The organism is Rothia sp. 27098_8_29, assembly GCF_041432785.1.
Taxonomy (GTDB): domain Bacteria; phylum Actinomycetota; class Actinomycetes; order Actinomycetales; family Micrococcaceae; genus Rothia; species Rothia mucilaginosa.
This window is the reverse complement of the sequence record NZ_JAPWAI010000002.1, coordinates 162,738-180,953: the sequence shown is the minus strand read 5'-3', so window position 1 is coordinate 180,953 and position 18,216 is coordinate 162,738. Positions and strand designations below refer to the sequence as shown.

General features: G+C 58.7%; 11 protein-coding genes. 4 read left to right on the top strand and 7 right to left on the bottom strand.

The genetic code is table 11. The annotated features are described in order from the left end of the window. Nucleotides 1-988: 988 nt before the first annotated feature. Nucleotides 989-1,654 carry a hypothetical protein gene (locus O3649_RS05755; protein ID WP_070687205.1) on the top strand — a complete coding sequence of 222 codons (666 nt, stop codon included), beginning with the start codon at nucleotides 989-991 and terminating at the stop codon, nucleotides 1,652-1,654. Nucleotides 1,655-1,761: 107 nt separating this feature from the next. On the opposite strand, the gene pdxT is transcribed toward O3649_RS05755, so the two are convergent. Continuing rightward, nucleotides 1,762-2,400 carry a pyridoxal 5'-phosphate synthase glutaminase subunit PdxT gene (gene pdxT, locus O3649_RS05750; RefSeq protein ID WP_049343521.1) on the bottom strand — a complete coding sequence of 213 codons (639 nt, stop codon included), beginning with the start codon at nucleotides 2,398-2,400 and terminating at the stop codon, nucleotides 1,762-1,764. 115 nt (nucleotides 2,401-2,515) lie between these two features. Continuing rightward, on the bottom strand, nucleotides 2,516-3,421 hold the full coding sequence (gene pdxS, locus O3649_RS05745; protein WP_005507298.1) for a pyridoxal 5'-phosphate synthase lyase subunit PdxS: 906 nt from the start codon (nucleotides 3,419-3,421) through the stop codon (nucleotides 2,516-2,518). A 376-nt stretch (nucleotides 3,422-3,797) separates the two neighbouring features. Here pdxS and O3649_RS05740 point away from each other — a divergent pair, with 376 nt between their 5' ends. Next, the gene (locus tag O3649_RS05740) at nucleotides 3,798-5,438 is read left to right on the top strand and encodes a Na+/H+ antiporter (RefSeq protein ID WP_371573218.1); all 1,641 of its coding nucleotides are present in this window, start codon (nucleotides 3,798-3,800) and stop codon (nucleotides 5,436-5,438) included. A 199-nt stretch (nucleotides 5,439-5,637) separates the two neighbouring features. Beyond that, nucleotides 5,638-7,176: an MATE family efflux transporter gene (locus O3649_RS05735; protein ID WP_371573216.1), complete on the top strand. Its 1,539-nt coding sequence runs from the start codon at nucleotides 5,638-5,640 to the stop codon at nucleotides 7,174-7,176. A gap of 89 nt (nucleotides 7,177-7,265) precedes the next feature. On the opposite strand, the gene nadE is transcribed toward O3649_RS05735, so the two are convergent. Next, nucleotides 7,266-8,099, bottom strand: coding sequence for an ammonia-dependent NAD(+) synthetase (gene nadE / locus O3649_RS05730; protein WP_070629280.1), 834 nt, complete (start codon nucleotides 8,097-8,099; stop codon nucleotides 7,266-7,268). A 299-nt stretch (nucleotides 8,100-8,398) separates the two neighbouring features. Between nadE and O3649_RS05725 the strand changes: the two genes are divergently transcribed. Further along, nucleotides 8,399-8,701: a recombinase gene (locus O3649_RS05725; RefSeq protein WP_070629316.1), complete on the top strand. Its 303-nt coding sequence runs from the start codon at nucleotides 8,399-8,401 to the stop codon at nucleotides 8,699-8,701. Nucleotides 8,702-8,820: 119 nt separating this feature from the next. Here O3649_RS05725 and O3649_RS05720 read toward each other — a convergent pair whose 3' ends face one another. From O3649_RS05720 to O3649_RS05705, 4 genes are all read right to left on the bottom strand, one after another. After that, entirely contained in the window at nucleotides 8,821-9,216 is a 396-nt protein-coding gene (locus tag O3649_RS05720; protein WP_080974499.1) for a type II toxin-antitoxin system death-on-curing family toxin, read from the bottom strand. Beyond that, nucleotides 9,216-9,479, bottom strand: coding sequence for a type II toxin-antitoxin system Phd/YefM family antitoxin (locus tag O3649_RS05715; RefSeq protein WP_049340141.1), 264 nt, complete (start codon nucleotides 9,477-9,479; stop codon nucleotides 9,216-9,218). Before O3649_RS05715 ends, O3649_RS05720 begins: the two co-directional genes overlap by 1 nt. 129 nt (nucleotides 9,480-9,608) lie before the next feature. After that, nucleotides 9,609-13,649: a S8 family serine peptidase gene (locus O3649_RS05710; RefSeq protein ID WP_294632651.1), complete on the bottom strand. Its 4,041-nt coding sequence runs from the start codon at nucleotides 13,647-13,649 to the stop codon at nucleotides 9,609-9,611. 447 nt (nucleotides 13,650-14,096) lie between these two features. Continuing rightward, a complete protein-coding gene (locus tag O3649_RS05705; RefSeq protein WP_371573213.1) occupies nucleotides 14,097-18,083 on the bottom strand; it encodes a S8 family serine peptidase in 3,987 nt (1,328 codons plus the stop codon). Nucleotides 18,084-18,216: the final 133 nt, after the last annotated feature.

Below are 18,216 nucleotides of genomic sequence, written 5' to 3'. Positions count from 1 at the left end.
TTGAGGCTTAATGGATACGAAAAACAACATTGAGGCTATGCGTTCGGTGTTCCGCTACTAGCTTTTTATGCTACTGAAAGGAAATGGCATCATGAATTCTACTTATAAGATGTTCGCCGTAAATGAGAAAATAATTTTGTATATCTTATTTCTCATTGTATTGCAATTTTTCTATATTTTCCCAACTGCCCTGTATGCAGATTTCTATAGATTTGTATCGCCATGTGATAGGTGGCAAAGTGCATATTTCGACTATATACCCTTCTTTGTGGTGGGAGTTGTATCAGCTAGCTTATGGCAGACTTTTAGTATGTGGCTGGGTGTAAAGCTTCGTATAGGAATTTTTTGGATCGCATCGCTATATTTAGTTTTTAAAATGTATGGGACTTATGAAATTTTAAAAGGCAATATCTTAAGTTCATGTAAAGTCCCTACAGAATATATGCATGGAATATTGTGGCCATATGATCTACAGGCATTCATTCTCTGGGGTCCCGATATTATCTCATGCGTTATTTTTATAGCAGTTTTTATTGCATGTTCTAAGCGTAGCTACTGGATACCAACCCTCGCAGCTATAGCCGCATTTGTTGTGCAGTGCGTCATCTTGGTACTGCTCTGGGAATACGTTAGGGGACTTATCTATTTCCTCCTGCAGTAGCGTTGGGCTGTTGAGGTTGCAGGCTTTGACGGAGCTGGAGGTTGCACCATCGGCACCCTAACCGTGCTCCTCCGGGCATGTTGGCTTCTGCTGATTATCGGGCAAATAGCAATACCTGACGCTGGTGTTTTAGTGACATGTTTACTTCAAGAGCCCGGTGGCTTCCGTATTTACGCAAGTCAAGGCGCTGAATAAACTTGTTTGTCGATTTTCCTCCGAGGTGTTGGATTTTAAAAAATAAACATATTTTTCTCTTGACCATGTATCAAAACCGCCCGTATAGTGAGGGTCAAATCGATATGTTCCAGCCCACAATGAGGTGACATTATGGCCCTGAAATCCAGGACCCCCAACCCCCGCTATAACGCACTGCGATACGGTGCCGCTCTCTCAATCCTGCCCCTGTTCCTTGCCGCCTGCGGTGGTGCAAACACCGCGGCAAGCAGCACCTCCTCACCCTCCACGGCGAGCACCTCAGCAACGGCAAGCACCACGCCCACCGTCAGCTGCTCCTCATACTCCGCCGAAGCTACCGCCTCAGCAGAAGCCGCCAAGCCCGTCCCGCGCACCGATGAACAGTACCCCGCGTACATCCAGTACCGGAACATCCTCGCAGACGGCGCCCACATCATTGAGCCCAGCGAAATCGACAGCAAATGCCACGCCGCACTCAAAGCAGGGCGCAGCACCCTCCCCGAATACGTTCAAAACATCGATGCCTACAACGCTCACCCCAGCGTCGGAGTCACCGACCCCTTCGCCGGTAGCGAGTACCGAGACATCAAGAACCGCAACGAATTCATCCCCCACCGCGCAGACCTGGAAGAAGCCGCCTACCCCGAGATGATTATTCGTCTCTACGAAAAGTGGTACGAGGCAGCCCCCGCAGACATCAAGACGATCAGCGACGCGAACCGTGCACGATTCCTCGCCACGAGCGCCTACCAGCAATGGAAGGCCCAGCCCCAAATCCCCAGCAGCTCCCGCCCATAAACCCACTCACGCATAAGCCCGCGCAAAAAGAGTTGTGGCGGTGACCGAACAACGGTCACCGCCACAACTCTTTAAAGGCTCATTACCGGGCTTATTTTTTTTGGGGGCTACTTGCCCTTCACCTCGCATGCCAGAGCCAGCAGCTCCTCATGCACCGTCGTATCGCCCGTAACCTCCGGGTGGAAAGAAATACCGATTAGGTTGCCCGAACGCACACCCACAATCTTCCCCTCATGACGAGCCGTCACCTGCACACCCTCACCAGTGCCAGTCACAATCGGCGCACGAATAAATGCCGTATCAATAACCACCTCATCACCGGCAGGGGTCAGCCACGGCAGGCGCACCTCCGCAGAATCAACCTGCGAACCAAACGCGTTACGACCCACCGAAACATCCAGGACACCCAGCGACTGCTGACCCGGCGCCGGATCATCAATACGCTTCGACAGCATAATCAGGCCCGCGCACGTACCCAGGGTCGGCAGGCCCGAAGAAATCGCCTCAATCAGCGGCTCCCGCACACCAAAAATACGGGTCAGACGGTCAATCGTCGACGACTCACCACCCGGCAGAACCAGCGCATCCAGCCCTTCAAGCTGCTCACCGGTACGCACCCAACGCACCTGCGCGCCCAAGGACTCCAGCATCTCCGCGTGCTCACTCACGCCGCCCTGCAACGCCAAAACACCAACCGTCAAACCCTCACCCGGCAAAACACCGGTAGGCTGAACCTTCTCAACCATCACCGCTCCCTTCACAAAACAACAAACACAACAAACACAAGGAGGGTGGGACCCGCCTCAGCGAACCCCACCCCCTCATCAAACACTCACCCCGAATGCGGGGTGCGCGCACGAATTACCAGCCGCGCTCCGCCAGGCGGTGCGGTGCCGGAATGTCAGCAACGTTAATGCCGACCATAGCCTCACCCAGGCCGCGAGAAGCCTCAGCAACCTTCTCCGGGTCATTGTAGAAAGCAGTAGCCTTCACAATAGCCTTCGCACGAGCAACCGGGTCGCCCGACTTGAAAATACCGGAACCAACGAACACGCCGTCAGCACCCAGCTGCATCATCATTGCAGCGTCAGCGGGGGTAGCCACGCCACCAGCGGTGAACATCACCACGGGCAGCTTACCGGTCTGAGCAACCTCACGAACCAGCTCGTACGGTGCAGCCAGTTCCTTAGCCTTCACGTACAGCTCGTCGGGCATGGTGTTGTACAGGCCCTGCAGCTCAGCAATCTGACGCTTAATGGTGCGGATGTGCTTAGTCGCCTCAGAGACGTCACCGGTGCCAGCCTCGCCCTTCGAACGGATCATAGCGGCACCCTCGGTGATACGGCGCAGAGCCTCACCCAGGTTGGTAGCACCGCACACGAAAGGCACCTTGAACTGGTGCTTATCAATGTGGTTCACGTAGTCAGCGGGAGAAAGAACCTCAGACTCGTCAATGTAGTCGACCTTCAGGGTCTCCAGAATCTGAGCCTCAACGAAGTGGCCGATGCGTGCCTTCGCCATGACCGGAATCGAAACAGCATCAATGATGCCCTCAATCATGTCCGGGTCAGACATACGAGCCACGCCGCCCTGCGCACGAATATCCGCGGGAACGCGCTCGAGAGCCATGACGGCAACAGCGCCAGCATCTTCAGCGATCTTAGCCTGTTCGGGGGTGACGACGTCCATGATGACGCCGCCCTTGAGCATGTCGGCCAGGCCGCGCTTAACAAGCGGGCTGCCGGTTACGGTGTTGTTATCAGTCATGACCTTATCTTCTCACGTTCTGAGTGTTCGCGCGCACTCACAGGGGCGGATTTTCTGTTCTCTGACACAGTACGACCCGAAGTTCACGTCAGAACGACACAAAACGTCATGAAAGGTGCCCGCACCCACGAATTGGACAGCCCCGCCAGCGAGCCCAGGGAATAAAACCGCCGGTATACTATTTAACCCACTAGAACCCTGCACACGGGCACCGCGGGTAGGCGCTCACCACGTCGTAAACGCCACCTAGAACAAAAGCCCGCAGGGCAACCATCAACACATTTCACAGACCATGTAGCGCACCAGGAACTGCGCCCGGGCACACCCAAGCAGCACCCGAGCGTCCAGTACCCCTGTGCCCAAGAAAAGGAACAGCATGCTCGAAGTCGTTATCGCACTATCCCTCGCTGTCCTCGTAGGCAGCGCAATCGCACACAAAACACGGATCACCCCCGCCATTGTGCTGATTTTCATTGGCCTGGCTATCGGCATTATGCCCGCCCACGAACTGCACGAAGTCCAGAGTATCGGCCTGCCGCCGCACGTCATCCTCGAAATCTTCCTGCCCATCATGCTCTTCTGGGAAGCCCGCCACACCTCATGGCGTGAGGCGCGCGCTCGTCTGCGCGGCATTCTGCTCTCGGGCACGGTGCTCGTAATTTTCACGGCGTTCGTTATCGCCTGGGTGCTTCACACATTTATGGGCGTCTACCTGTGGCATGTGGCGCTGATTATCGGTGTGGCGCTCGCCCCCACCGATGCTGTGGCCGTGGCAACGCTCAACGGCAAACTCCCCAAATCTTCCATCACCACCCTTAAAGCGGAAGCACTCATTAACGACGGCACCACCCTAGTTCTTTTCGCACTCGCCCTGCAGCTTGCGGGTGGTCATGAACTTACCCTGGGGACTGCATCCGGAATGTTCTTCTTCTCGTTCCTGATTGGAACTCTCGTTGGCCTGGCCGTCGGATGGGGTGTAGATAAGCTGCGTGCGCACATCGGCAACCCCATGAACTTCAGCGTGTTCATGTTTACCGTGCCGTTTATTGCTTTCTTCCTGGCTGAAGAGATCGAGCCTTTTGAGGGCATGAAAGGTTCCGGAGTGGTGGCTGTGGTGGTCGCCGCTTTCTACCTGACCTATCGCGGACCGGATACCATCAAACCCCAAAACCGTTTCTACGGTCTGCCCATCTGGTCGTTTGTCTCCTATGTCATGAACGGTGCGCTCTTCGTGCTCGTGGGTGTTCAGCTGCCCAGCGCCACAGCGCCTGTGGATGATGTTCTTCGTGAATACAACTATGCGTGGGCTTTGACGTTCGCCGTGATTGTGGTGGCATGGCTTGTTTCCATTGCGGCGCGTTTTATTTTCCTGCACGTCTCGATCGGTATTATTCGTGCCCTTGACCGTTCAGAAAAGCAGAAGCAGCTGCGCACAACTTTCCGTGGCCGTGTAGTGAGTACCTTTGCGGGACTGCGCGGCGGTGTTTCCCTCGCGGTGGCTCTCTCCGTGCCGACTGATGTTCCCGCGCGTGACTTTATTATCTTTGTTGTTGCGGGCGTGGTTCTGCTGTCGATGGTGGTTCAGGGGATGCTCCTGCCGCTCGTTATTAGGTGGGCGAAAATTCCGGTTGATACCACCGAAGAAGATGAGATTAATGAAGCAATCCGCACGATCATTGCCGAGTCCTTCGACTCTGTGGCTGAGATCGGCCAGGAAATTGGTGCACCACAGTGGATTATCGACCGCATTGCCGACGAACAGATGTACAACGCGAGTATACACCGCAACCTGCACGCCGTTCGTAAAGACGGTGCGAATGCGCCGGAAGAAGCCCGCCGCATTATTGAAGCGGGCGACCTTGAGAAAGAGCTGCGCCTGCGGCATTTGGAGAAGCAACGCAGCGTGCTCAAGCGCCTGCGTAATGAGCGCATAATCGACACGAATGTGCTCCACGCGATTCAGGAAATCCTGGATATTGAGGAGGTTCGCGTGCTTGGTCCGGTTGAGCTCGAATAGCTCACACTCCTACATGCGATACGTATGAGGCGAGGCGCCCCACCCCGAACAGCGGGGGAGGGGCGCCTCGTTACTTTTTTGTCTAAACCCCTAGCCCAACCACTACGTGGAAACGGTACAATACACTAGCCCGTTTTTTGTGCGGACCACGCTTCTTACCGCGCACCGGACACAACACAGACTAGAACCACAGGAACCTATGACGTCCCACCAGACTGAAAACAACGCACCCAAAAATAGCGCACCCAACACCGCACCCAACAGCAACGCACCCGCCGCAGGACACCGCCCGCACGGCCCGCACGGCGTAAGCGAAGACCCGCAGAACATCTACCTGCTTAAAGAAGCACCCATCCTCAAGGCGCTCCTCTCCCTCGGCGTGCCCATGGCACTCGGCCTCGCCATCACCAGCATCTACAACGTGGTGAACTCCTACTTCGTCGGCCACTACGGCGGCACCGAAGACCTCGCCGCCACCAGCTACGGCGTGCCCGTCTTCGGCGTCATCATGGCGATCGCAGGCCTGTTCGGCCTGGGCTCCTCAACCCTCGCCTCCCGCAAGCTCGGTGAAGGCCAGCCCGCCCACGAAATTCACCGCGTCACCTCCTTCGCCCTCTACTCGGCGCTCGGTGCCGGTATCGTCGCGGCGGCTATCGGCTTCATCCTCGCCGACCCGATCACCAGCATCATGGGTGCATCCGGCGGCTCCTACGAACCGACCCGCATCTACGTGCACCTCATGTTCCTCGGCGCGCCCCTCGCTATCGGCATGTTCACCCTCGAACAGCTCGTCCGATCCGAAGGCTACGCCAAGCAGTCCATGTACGGCATCATCGTTGGCACCGTCGTCACCTGCATCTTCGACGTGCTGTTCATCGCCATCATGGGCATGGGCGTCGCCGGTGCCGGTTGGGCGATGCTGCTGGCGAACGGCGCATCCATGCTGTACTACCTGCTGTTCCTGATGCGTCAGAGCGAGAACTTCTCCGCGAACATCCGCGACTTCTCCCTCGATCCCGCCATCATCAAGCCCGTGGTCGCGGTCGGTGCCGCCGAGCTCATTCAGAGCCTCAACCTGATCTTCGCCGCCCTGCTGCTGAACAACCTCGCCGCCTCCTACGGTGACGACACCGTGGCAGCGTTCGGCTTGGCAATGCGCCTGAACATGGTGCCCGAAATGCTGTGCATGGGCCTGTGCATGGGCGGTATCCCGCTGTACGCCTACGCGTACGGTGCCCGCAACGGCGCCCGCGTGAAGGAGGCGCTGCGCACCGCAACGATCCTGTCCGTGGCGACCTCCGCAATCATCACCATTCCGGTGCTGATTTTCCGCCGTGAACTGCTCGCCGTGGTTGGCGACGCAAGCCTTGTCGACACCGGTGAAGAGGTTATGATCGCGCTCATGCTCGCCGCCGTGTTCAACGCGGTCAGCATCGTGTTTGTGTCTTGGTTCCAGGCGGCCGGTAAGGGCGGCCCGGCAATGCTGATGACCCTCGGTATTGCTCTGCTGTTCTTCCCCGCCGTGTACTTCGGCAACATGTGGTTCGGCTTTAAGGGTCTGACCTGGGCGTTCCCCTTCACCCAGGTGCTCGCCTGCGCGTTGGGCCTGGTGCTGTTCCTCGCCACGGGTGGCGCGAAGGTACCGCCCGCTGAAGCTGAGGTTGAGGCTGAAGGTTCTGAGGATTCGGACGTTCAGGCTGCCCAGGTTTCTGGCGCACAGCCCGAACAGAAGGCATAGTCCTCGGTCTGCAAAAGCATAGTAAAAGCCCCGAACTCCCACCAAAGGAGTTTGGGGCTTTTACGTTAGGTCATTTGCCGGTTGAGGCGCTAGTTCTTCCACCAGGAATCAAAAATCGTCACCGGAGTAGTGCGCTTATGGCGGCTACGCAGGTAAATCTGCTCCAGCTTCGCAGCTGCCGCCTCATCGATTTCCTTACCCTCCAGGTAGTCATCAATCTGCGGGTAGGTCAGACCCAGCTCATCCTCATCGGTACGGCCGGGCACGCCGTCCAGCAGGTCAGCCGTCGGCGGCTTAGCCCACAGACGCTCAGACGCACCCAGCACCCGCAGCAGCAGCTGGTTCTGGCGCTTGTTCAGGCCGTACAGCGGTAGCAGGTCCGCGCCGCCGTCACCGAACTTCGTGAAGAAACCCGTAATGGACTCCGCCGCATGGTCGGTACCCACCACCAGGTAGCCGGGGCCGCCAGCCACCGCGTACTGGGCAATCATGCGGGCGCGCGCCTTCACATTACCCTTGTTGAAGTCGCTGATCTGCTCGCCGGTCGCGGCAGTGTAGGCGGTGTCGAAGCCGTCGACAGCCTCCGCAATGTTGAAGGTCAGGGAGCGGGTGGGCTGGATGAAACGCAGCGCCTCCTGCGCGTCCTCTTCGTCGTGTTGCACACGGTAGGGCAGGCGCACCGCCACGAACTCGGCGGTGCGGCCGCGCTCGTTGAGGCGGTCCACCGCCAGCTGGCAGAGGCGACCCGCCAGAGTGGAGTCGATACCGCCGCTGATACCCAGTACCAAGCCGCGGCTTCCGGTGGCTTCCAGGTAGTCGCAGATGAACTGGATGCGGCGCTCCACTTCTTCGCGTGCCTGCTCTTCGGTCATGTTGGGCTTGACGCCCATTTCACGGATGATCTGTGCCTGTAATTCACGCATGACTTAAGTGTACGCTCCACCTTATAGCCCGTGCGGTGAACCACCGAGGGAGGCGAGGTAGTGTTCCACACGGTGCGTTCAGCGCGGCGCACGCGGCGGGTTCAGTATCGTTTCAGCCTCCCGCCAGTTCCGCAAATACACAGCATACTCACCGGTAAAAACCCTGTGCGACAACCCGTGCGGCTGTTAGCATGAACATACGGTTCAAATACCGTTCAAAACAGCCGGTGATGAGGGAAAACGCCCCCACACCCGCTACGCCACAGAACACGTCAACCAAGGACGGTGAAGACAGCACCATGGCAAAAACAAAAACTGAACTCTACGACGAGCTCGTAGACATCGAAACCAGCCTCGAAAACCACCCGCTCACCTCCGGGAAAATAGCGGAGGCGAACATCATCATCGAGCAGATGAAGGAGCAGGGCGCCACCCCGGAAGAAATCAATGAGGCACTCATCCAGCAGGGGCTGCCCTCCCTTGTGGAGATTGGTAAGAGTACCTTGCTGCAGTCTTTTAGCCTCTGGAAGCTCAATCACCGCAAGTTAAAGGTGGAAGCCGCCATTGAGAAGCTCAACCGTAAAGAAGCCCGCCGCCACTAACTAGCCCGCCTCGGGCAGGGCGAGGCAAGCAAATACCCCCGGCAGATGCGTACAGCATCCACCGGGGGTATTTCTTTTAAAAAGGTAGTTTTTTCATGCTCCTGGAAGCGGCAATGCGCTCACTCGAGACTGGAAGTGAGATGCGAATGAACGTATTGAGTAAACTCTTCAATACTGCAGACATGAGTGACTAATCCGATGACTTTGTTATAGAGATGAGTAGAGTCATCTACTAAATAGAGACCGTGACACTCTAGAAGGCCACCAAGGAGCGCAACCGCTACACGCTTATTGCCATCAACAAAAGGATGTTGACGAATAACCTCTACACAGAGATGAACAGCCTTATCTACAATGTGCGGATATAGCTCTTCTCCACCAAAAGTTTGGTAAGGGCTCTGAAGAATTCCTTCGAGAATATCAAGGTCTCGAACGCCTGCAGACCCTCCAAAGCGGTTGATAAGCAACTGGTGGATAGCTAAAGCAGTATCAACGGAGATATGTGCAGAGGACATCACTGGCTCAGACGTTCAAAGACGCTTTCGTAACGGTCAATGAAGCTAGTCGCTGCCCCTAAAATCTTCTCCTGATCGATAGTTTCAGAAGAAGTCTTCGCTACGGCTTCTTTGTTATCAGAAGTGGAATCTACTCCCAGAGGAACAATCTTGAAAGCAGGCTGATTGCGCTTAAATACAGTGATTTCTTCACCTTCCTGAATGACCTGATTAGTCACGGAAGTGAGATTGGCACGTAGTTCAGAAAATCCAACGGTGAGCATAGTATCTTTCCTTTGTACTATTTCTTGTACAAATTTTAGCACTATATCTACTGATGAAGTCAGCCCACAGAAAAGGCCGTGCCGGGGTAGAAAACTCCACCCCGACACGGCCCTCACATCCGCATCTGACTAGCGGTTATTCAGCACGCGCACGTTATAGCGGTGCAAGAACGCCGCCATCGCGCCACGCTCAATCGGCTGAACCGGACGGAACGAACCATCAGCCCAACCCGTCGTAATACGCTGCTCAGCCAACCACGAAATCTCACGATAGAACTGGCTACCGGTCGACACGTCACTAAACGGCGACGCCACCGGAGCAGAATACGCCGGCGAACCCGCAAAACGGTAGAAGAACGCCGCCATAGCATCACGATTCACCGCAGCATTCGGACGGAACGTACCATCCGACCAGCCGGTCGTAATACCGCGGGCACGCATCCACTCAATCTCCTTGAAGAACGGGTGATCGCGCGGCACATCCTTAAAGCTCGGGGTGCTCGGCGCAGTGAACTGCGGCGAACCCGCCATACGGTAGAAGAACGCCGCCATCGCGCCGCGCTCCACCGAACCGTTCGGGCGGAACGTGCCGTCCGGGTAGCCGGTCGTAATACGACGCTGAGCCAGCCAGTTAATGTCATTCACGAACGGGTAATCCGCCGGAACATCCGTAAAGTGCGCGCTCGCGGCGGTATCCTCAGAGTTCGACGAGACACGCAGAACCTGCGCACGTTCACCCGCAGCACCGTTCGTACCGGACAGGTCGCCGGTCGCATTGTGCATGTGCAGGAACAGTGCAGAAACGTTCTTCGCGTCGCCGTTACGGTGCGCCACCAGCTGAGTCTCCGGCGCATCCACGAACAGGTTCGGCACGCCCGCCGAATCGCCACTGAACCACAGCTTCGGTGCCGCATAGTTGAACACCACCGAATCAGTCGTATCAACCACAGTCGTAGCGGAGAACGCGCTCGAAGTGGTCACCGAGTACGAAATCTCGGTCGACTCAGCCTCGGGGTCCAGGCCCAGAACGCTCAGCGGAACAGTCATCACCAGAGTGTTCGAATCCATGATGTTGGTGTCCGTATCACCCCAGGTGCCGTTCAGCGGGTACAGGGCGTTCTCGATAGCCTGCCACTTGCCGTTGCTGCGCTTAGAAACCTTCACCAGCGGGTAGTCCAGGCCCTTCTCACGCACCGTCTGCAGGCGGTAGTCGCTCGTGCCGTCCTTGTCGGTGTCAACGAACACGTAGTAGGTGCCGCGCGGGGTCACCTCCTGCCAGTTACCCCAGGTGGAAATACCGAAGGACAGGTGCGCCTGCGAGGTGTCCGCACCGGCAGCCTTCAACGCCGCCACGTTCGAGGTGGCACCCACATACTGCAGGTCCATGCGGGAATCCGAACCCACACCCAGCTTCGCGGTCGGGATGCGCGGGCTCGAAGCACCCAACTCAAAAGCACCCAGCAGGGAGCGGTAACCGCCCTGATCCACCGCGGTACCCTGCAGGGTCAGGGTCTGCTCGGTCGCGCCGGAACCCTGAGCGTCGAAGGCGATATCGGAGCCAGCAACACGCATCGCGGAGACAGGCTTCGGTGCCACATGCAGCGGCATGCGCAGGGTCTTCACCGCAGCCGACGAGTCAGCATCGGTCAGGATCAGGCGGCCCGAAGCGCTCGCAATGTACTGGCGGGCACCCGAAATGGTCACCGTACCGGTCGAGTAGTTCACCGAATCCTGGTTCGGGTACATGGACGGGTCGCGAGTCTTCTCCAGCTTCGACGGGTCAATGCGCACCGTCACGGTGAACGTTGCCTTCTGACCGGCACCCACAGACACGGACTGCGGGTAGGAGAACTCCACACCCGGGATGCTCGTGCTGCCCTCATAGTTCAGGGTGTAGGTGTGCGCCACCGAGTCGGTGTTCTCAACGCTCACGCGGTGCTGCAGGGTCTGCACACCGGCGTTCGGGGTGTACTCGAGCACGCCGAAAGTGTCCGAAACCTGTTCGGGGCGTGCCGCGTTGAACAGCATGACGCGGTCAGCTACCGCCGCACGGGTGTTGATGCGGCCGGTACCCACACGGTCCACCGCGTAAGGGTTGCCCCAGGCGTCCTGCATGTGGTGGTCGGCGGTGTTCATGATGACGGTCTTAAGCATGCGCGGACCGTACTCCGGGTGCGCCTGCATGATCAGCGCCGCAACACCGGCAACAAAGGGCGTGGACATGGACGTACCGGTCTTCACGCTCGAACCGGTGCCGCTACCAACCTCGATGGAGGAAATGTTCGTGCCCGGTGCCGCAACGTCCGGCTTGGTGATGCCGTGCGAACCGTGCAGGCCACGCGCGGTGGAGGTGTTCGCCTGATCCAGCTTGCCGTTGGGCACGCGGATCGAGTCGCGCAGGTTTTCGCCGAGCTGCAGGGTCAGCTCACCCGAATCAATCTGCGCGGAAAGGCGCTCCACCTGGCTCTTTGCCAGGCGCACGCCCGGAATGGAGGAGTTACCGCCGATAGCGGTGTCACCGACCTCAGTGTTCGAGGTGAGCACCACGCCGGTCGCGCCAGCCGCCTGCAGGTTGTCGAAGCGTACCTTCGAACCGCAGGGGGCGGTGCCGTCAGCGTCCGCCCAGTCGATGAGGGCCCACTTGCCCTTCAGAGCGGCGGCTTCCTCTTCGGTGAATGCCTCGCAGGCGTAGCGGTTGCGGGAGGCGGCACGCACCACGGTGCCGCGCAGCTGCTCCTCGGTCGCCTTCGAGTAGTCGAAGTTCACCGAGTAGTCACCGTAGGTGTCCGCCTCGTTCGCGGGGGCGAGAATCTTCACGCGGTCCACCAGCTGGGTCGAGCCGATGGAGTTCGCCACGGTCAGGCCGTAGGCGCTGGTGCCGGGGCCACCCGAGTTGGAGTAGGTGTCGCCCACGGCGTTGTAGTTGTTGGCGTTACCCGCCGCAACCACGGAGAGGATGCCCTCGCGGTAGAGGGAACCGACCGCGTAGTTCACGGTCTCATCGAACACGCCGAACTCGTTGCCGAGCGACAGGTTCGCGATGTCGGCGCGGTCGGAGAAGTCGCCGTCGTCGTTGGGGTCGAGCACACGGTCCAGGCCCTTGGGGACGAACGCGGTGGTGCCCTTACAACCGAAAATGCGCAGGCCAATCAGCTGGGCGTCCGGCGCGGAGCCGGGGCCGATCTTCATGTCCTTGAGCTGCTCTTCGGTGAGCTTGGAGTAGTCGCCGTGGAAGGTGCTGCCGTCCGCGTTCACACCGTAACCTGCCGCGGTGCCCGCCACGTGGCTACCGTGGCCGCCGCAGTCGAGCGGGTTGTTATCCGGGTGGGGAGTGGAGGTTTCCTTCTTACCGGAGTTGTAATCGTCACCGACCAGGTCGTAGCCGCCAAGGAACTTCTTCGGATCGTAGGTGCCCTCGGGAATCGTGTCGGAAGCCTTCGCCTTATCGAAGGCTTCCTGCGTGCCGGGGCCACCCAAATCGGCGTGCGTGTAGTCGATACCGGTATCGAGCACGACAATCTTCACGCCCTTGCCGGTGTAGCCGGTGGAGGCGGGGTTCGCCGGGCTCTTCGCCCACACGGAGAGCGTGTCCGTATCAATGAGGGTGCCGCTGTTCTGCGGTGCCATATCCTCAATGATGCTGATGCGTTCCACATCGTCGCGGTTCGCGAGCGCACGAATCTGCTCGACGTTACCGTAGAGCGCCACGCCGCGCATCGTGTTGTGGGTGGTGTACAGGACCTGCGCGCCGGATTCCTTCGCCGCGGAGGCGCCCTGCTGCTGCACGCTGGCGCGGATTGCCTGCACCTGTGCTTGCGCGTTGACGGGTGCCTGCGCGCGGGAGCGGACCGCGTCCGGCTGGGTCTGGGCGTACGCGCCCTGACCCTTGAATCGGACGAACACGGCGCGTTCGCCGGTGGCGCCGTCCAGGCTGGGGGAGAGAACTTCGTTGTTGTTCTCGCCGGTGCCGGTGTTCTGGTGGGGTGCGTCCCGGTCTGCGCCGCGTACTACGCCCGGTGCCGCGTAGGCGGCGGTACCGAACGGCAGGGCGGTCAGCCCGAGGGTGAGCCCCAGGGTGAGTGCGCCGCAGCTGCGTGCCAGCTGCTTGAGGCGGCCCGGCTGTGTGTGCCGGGCGGCTCGCGCGGGGGTAGCTTCAGGGAATGTTGCCACTGAATGCTCCTTTTTAGTGATGGTGCGTTTCTTAGCGGTTTCTGCACCGAGGTTCTGCGCGGAGAGTTATACGCCGAGAGTTCTACTCGGAGAGCTGTACGGCAAGGGTTCTGCACCGAGAGTGCTACGGTGCGTCTGCACTGTGTTTCCAGTGCGCCTCCAGTGCGTCTGTGCGGCGTAAACGTCAAGGTTCATGCCGATGGTGAAGAAACCTTCACTTATTGTCTCAACGATTCTTTATATAACCTAGTCAAACTCGTATTACGGAACATTACGCGTAAATAACAAAGCACCCAACCACAGAAAAAGGGAGCCGCACCGCCGCAGATAAACTGCAACGGTACGGCTCCCTCGGTAAAACCTGCTGAGGTAGCACCTACAGCGGTAGAACCTTACGAGCCCTTAGGCTCTGAGATTTTAGCTCCCGGAACCCTAGAATTCAGGTTTTTAGATTTCAGGGCTTTCCTTCAGCACACCCGTGCTGTAGCGGTACACGAACGCCGCCATAGCGTCGCGGTGCACCGGCTCCACGGGGCGGAACGAACCATCGGGCCAGCCGGTGGTCACGCCCTGCTCAGCCAGCCACGAGATCTCGCGGTAGAACTGCTTGTCGGTCGGAACGTCCGTGAAACGAGCCTGCGCGGGGGCAGTGTACTCGGGCGAACCCGCGTAACGGTAGAAGAACGCAGCCATCGCGTCACGGTTCACCGAACCCTCCGGGCGGTACGTACCATCGGGCCAGCCGGTCGTGATGCCCTGAGCCTTCATCCACTCAATCTCCTTGTAGTAGGGGTGGTTGAGCGGAACATCCGAGAAGCTCGGGGTGGACGGTGCGGTGTACTGCGGCGAGCCGCTCATACGGTAGAAGTACGCAGCCATGGTTGCGCGGTCCATGTTGTTCAGCGGGCGGAAGGTGCCGTCCTGGTAGCCGCGGTCAATCTGACGGGCAGCAATCCACGTGATTTCACGGTAGAACTGGTTATCCGCCGGAACGTCGGTGAAGCGTGCATCGTGGATGGTACGAGCCACCTTCACGACCTGCGCACGGTCGCCAGCGGCAACACCGTTAGCGGTCTTACGGCCGCTCAGGTCACCGGTCGCGTTGTGCATGTGCAGGAACAGAGCCTGACGCTCCTTGTTGTTGTTCTTGCGGTGAACGGTCAGCTGACCGCCGTCACGGTCCACGAACAGGCCGGGCACGCCCGACTCCTCACCGGTGAACCAAACACCGGGGTTGAAGGGGGAGTACTCGATAGCCGAGGTGGTGTCCACGTAGGGGTTGCCATCGTTGTGCCAGGTGTCGGTCTGTACCGTGTACTTGATGCTCTGAGCCTTCTCAGCGGTCAGGCCCAGGTCCTTCAGCGGCACACCCAGAATCATGGTGTTGGTGTCCATGATGTTGGTGTCGGTGTCGCCCCAGGCGTTGTTCAGCGGGTAGCGAGCCACCACGGTGGATGCGTTACCGGAGATGGACCAGACCTTCACCAGCGGGTAATCCAGACCCTTCTCGCGGGTCACCTCCAGAACGTAGTCGGCGGTGGAGTCGTTATTCGTATCAATCTGCACCTGTACCTGACGGCCCCAGTGCATGCTATCCCAGGTGCCCCAGGTCGAAATACCGAAGAACAGAGAACCATCGTTCGGGTTCTTGCCGGCAGCCTTCAACGCCGGAGCATCCGAGGATGCACCCACATACTGCAGGTCAACAGACTGGTTCGACGGCAGCTTCAGCTGACCGGACGGAATACGGTCACTGACCGCACCCAGCTCAAACGCACCCAGCAGCGAACGGTAACCGCCCTGGTTCAGGGTCGTACCACGCAGAGTCACCGTGGACTCCTTATCGGCAATACCCTTGTAGTCAATACGGGACGCATCAACACGCATCTTCGAGACAGGCTTCGGCGCCACGTGAATCGACTGGCGGATCGCCTCGCGACCATTCTCAGAGAAAATCAGGCGACCAGAAGCGCTCGCAATGTACTGGCGCTTACCAGCAGCCAGAGTCTTACCGTTCGTCCAGTCCTGAGCAACCTGGTCGGCGCTCATCGCCGGGTCCATGGTCTTCTCCAGCTTGGACGGGTCAATACGCACGGTCACGGTCACGTTCTTACGCTCACCGGCACCCACGCTCACCTGCTGCGGGTAGGAGTACTCCACACCCGGGATGGTCGTGCTTGCCTCGTAGTTCAGAGTGTAGGTGTGAGCCTGCGAATCGGTGTTGTCCAGCACGATTTCACGCTGAACAGTCTGAATACCCGAATCGGGGGTGTACTCCAGCACACCAAACGCGGTCGAAACACGCTCGGGGGTCTTCGCATCGTACGCGATAACCTTCGCGTCCACGGCTGCGCGAGCATTCACCATGCCCGTACCCACACGATCCACCGCGTACTGCGCACCCTGCTCATTCTTGATCGGGGTGGACGCGCCGTTCATCAGCGCAGCCTTAATCATCTGCGGGTTGTAATCCTGATGCGCCTGCATCACCAGAGCGGCAACACCGGCAACATGCGGGGTCGCCATGGAGGTACCGGTGAAGGAAACACCCTTATTACCCGTGCCCACAGCGGCAGAGACAATCTCAGTACCCGGTGCCGCAAGGTCAGGCTTAATGAAGCCATCAGAACCGTGCTGACCGCGAGCACTCGAGGAATTCAAATCAAAAGCGTGCGAGTGAGGACCGCGGCCCGAAGCCTTGTAATCCAGGTTCATCTCAACGGTCACCGGACCGGCAGCCAGAGCCTTCTCCAGGTCCTTCGTCGAAGAAGCAGTCAGACGCAGACCCGGAATGGTCGCATTACCACCAATGCCGATGGTGTAGCGCTCAGCCTTACCGGCCATCACCACGCCAACACCGCCGGCAGCCTGAACGTTATCGAAACGCACCTTCGAACCGCACGGGAACGTCAAATCGTCCTGATCCCACTCGAAGTAAACCCACTTACCCTTCAAAGCCTTCGCCTCTTCAGCGGTGAAAGCCTCGCAAGCGTAACGGTTACGCTTCGGCGCGGCAACAACCTCGCCGCGCAGCTGATCAGCGGACGCCTTCGAATAATCGAAGTTCACCGAATAATCACCCTGCAACCACTCCAAACCAGTCTTCGTGGTCACGCGGGCACGGTCAATCGGCTGAGTGGAGCCGTAGGCGTTCGCCACCGACAGCGCCGCAGCCGCATTCGCCGGGCTACCCGAATCGGAGTAGGTGTCACCCACACCGTTGTAGTTATTGGCGTTACCGGCAGCAGCCACAGTGAACACACCCTGGCGCGCCATCGTATTAATCATGTACGACTCAGGGTCGTCAGCCGGAGCGAACTCGCCACCGAGCGACAGGTTCACAATGTCGGCGCGGTCAGAGAAATCACCGTCACCATTCGGGTCCATCACGGTATCAAGCGCCTTCATCACAACACTCGAATTGCCGTAGCAACCGAACACACGAATCGCCAAAATCTGAGCATCAGGAGCAGTACCGGGGCCAATGGACATGCCCTTCAGCTGCTCCTCCGTCAGGTTCTTGTAATCGCCACGGTAAGTCGTACCGTTCGCCGTCACACCATAACCGGCGGCAGTACCCGCCACGTGCGTGCCGTGACCGCCAGAACCGAAACCATCCGGGCGGCAATCCAGCGGGTTATTATCCGGCTGCGGAGTCGACTTCTCAGCCACCGACGCATTGTAGTCATCACCGACCAAGTCAATGCCGCCAATGAACTTATTACGATCAATCAGACCCGAATCAGCGGACGGAAGCTCCGTCATCGCCTTAGCCTTCAGGTACGAATCCACCGTACCGGGGCCACCAAAATCAGCGTGCGTATAGTCAACACCGGAGTCAACAACCGCAATCTTCACGCCCTTACCCGTGTACCCCGTATTCTCACGAGTCCACGTGGCAAGAGTCTTCGTATCAATCTCGCTACCGGAGTTCATACGCTCCTTCGCGATAATCGGCGAAATACGCTCCACATCCGGGCGCTCCGCCAACGCACGAATCTGCGCAGCATCACCAGTAATCGCCGCACCACGCATCGCATTATGCGTGGTGTACATCAGCTTCGCGCCAGAAGCAGCCGCCACAGACTGAGCCTGCGACTGCACCTGGGCTGCAATAGCCTGCACCTGCGCCTGACGGTTCGCCGGCGCCTCCTTACGTGCCAGAACAGCCGCGGACTGGGTCTGCTCATACGCGCCCTTGCCCTTGAACTGCACATACACGGTGATTTGGCCTTCAGCCTTCTGCAGGCCCGGGCTGATACGCGAGGCAGCGTCACCGGATGCGCTCGCAGTGCTTCCTTCGACCTGCTGGGGGCTCTGAGCGTGAGCTGCAGAGAAAGTGGCGGGAACGCCGAGAGTAAGGGCAAGAGCTGCACTCAAACCGGTCGCACCGACAGCCTTCATTCTGCGGCGTGGCGCATGAGGCGTTGTCATGGAATCCTCCTTCGGATTTTCTATTTTTCGATGGTGCTGTGTGCTCTGTGGTTGTGTATCGGTGATGTGCGGAGGCGGCCCCACCGGCAGACGACGAGTGAGTGCGTCCGCCGGTGAAACCGCCACCAAAACT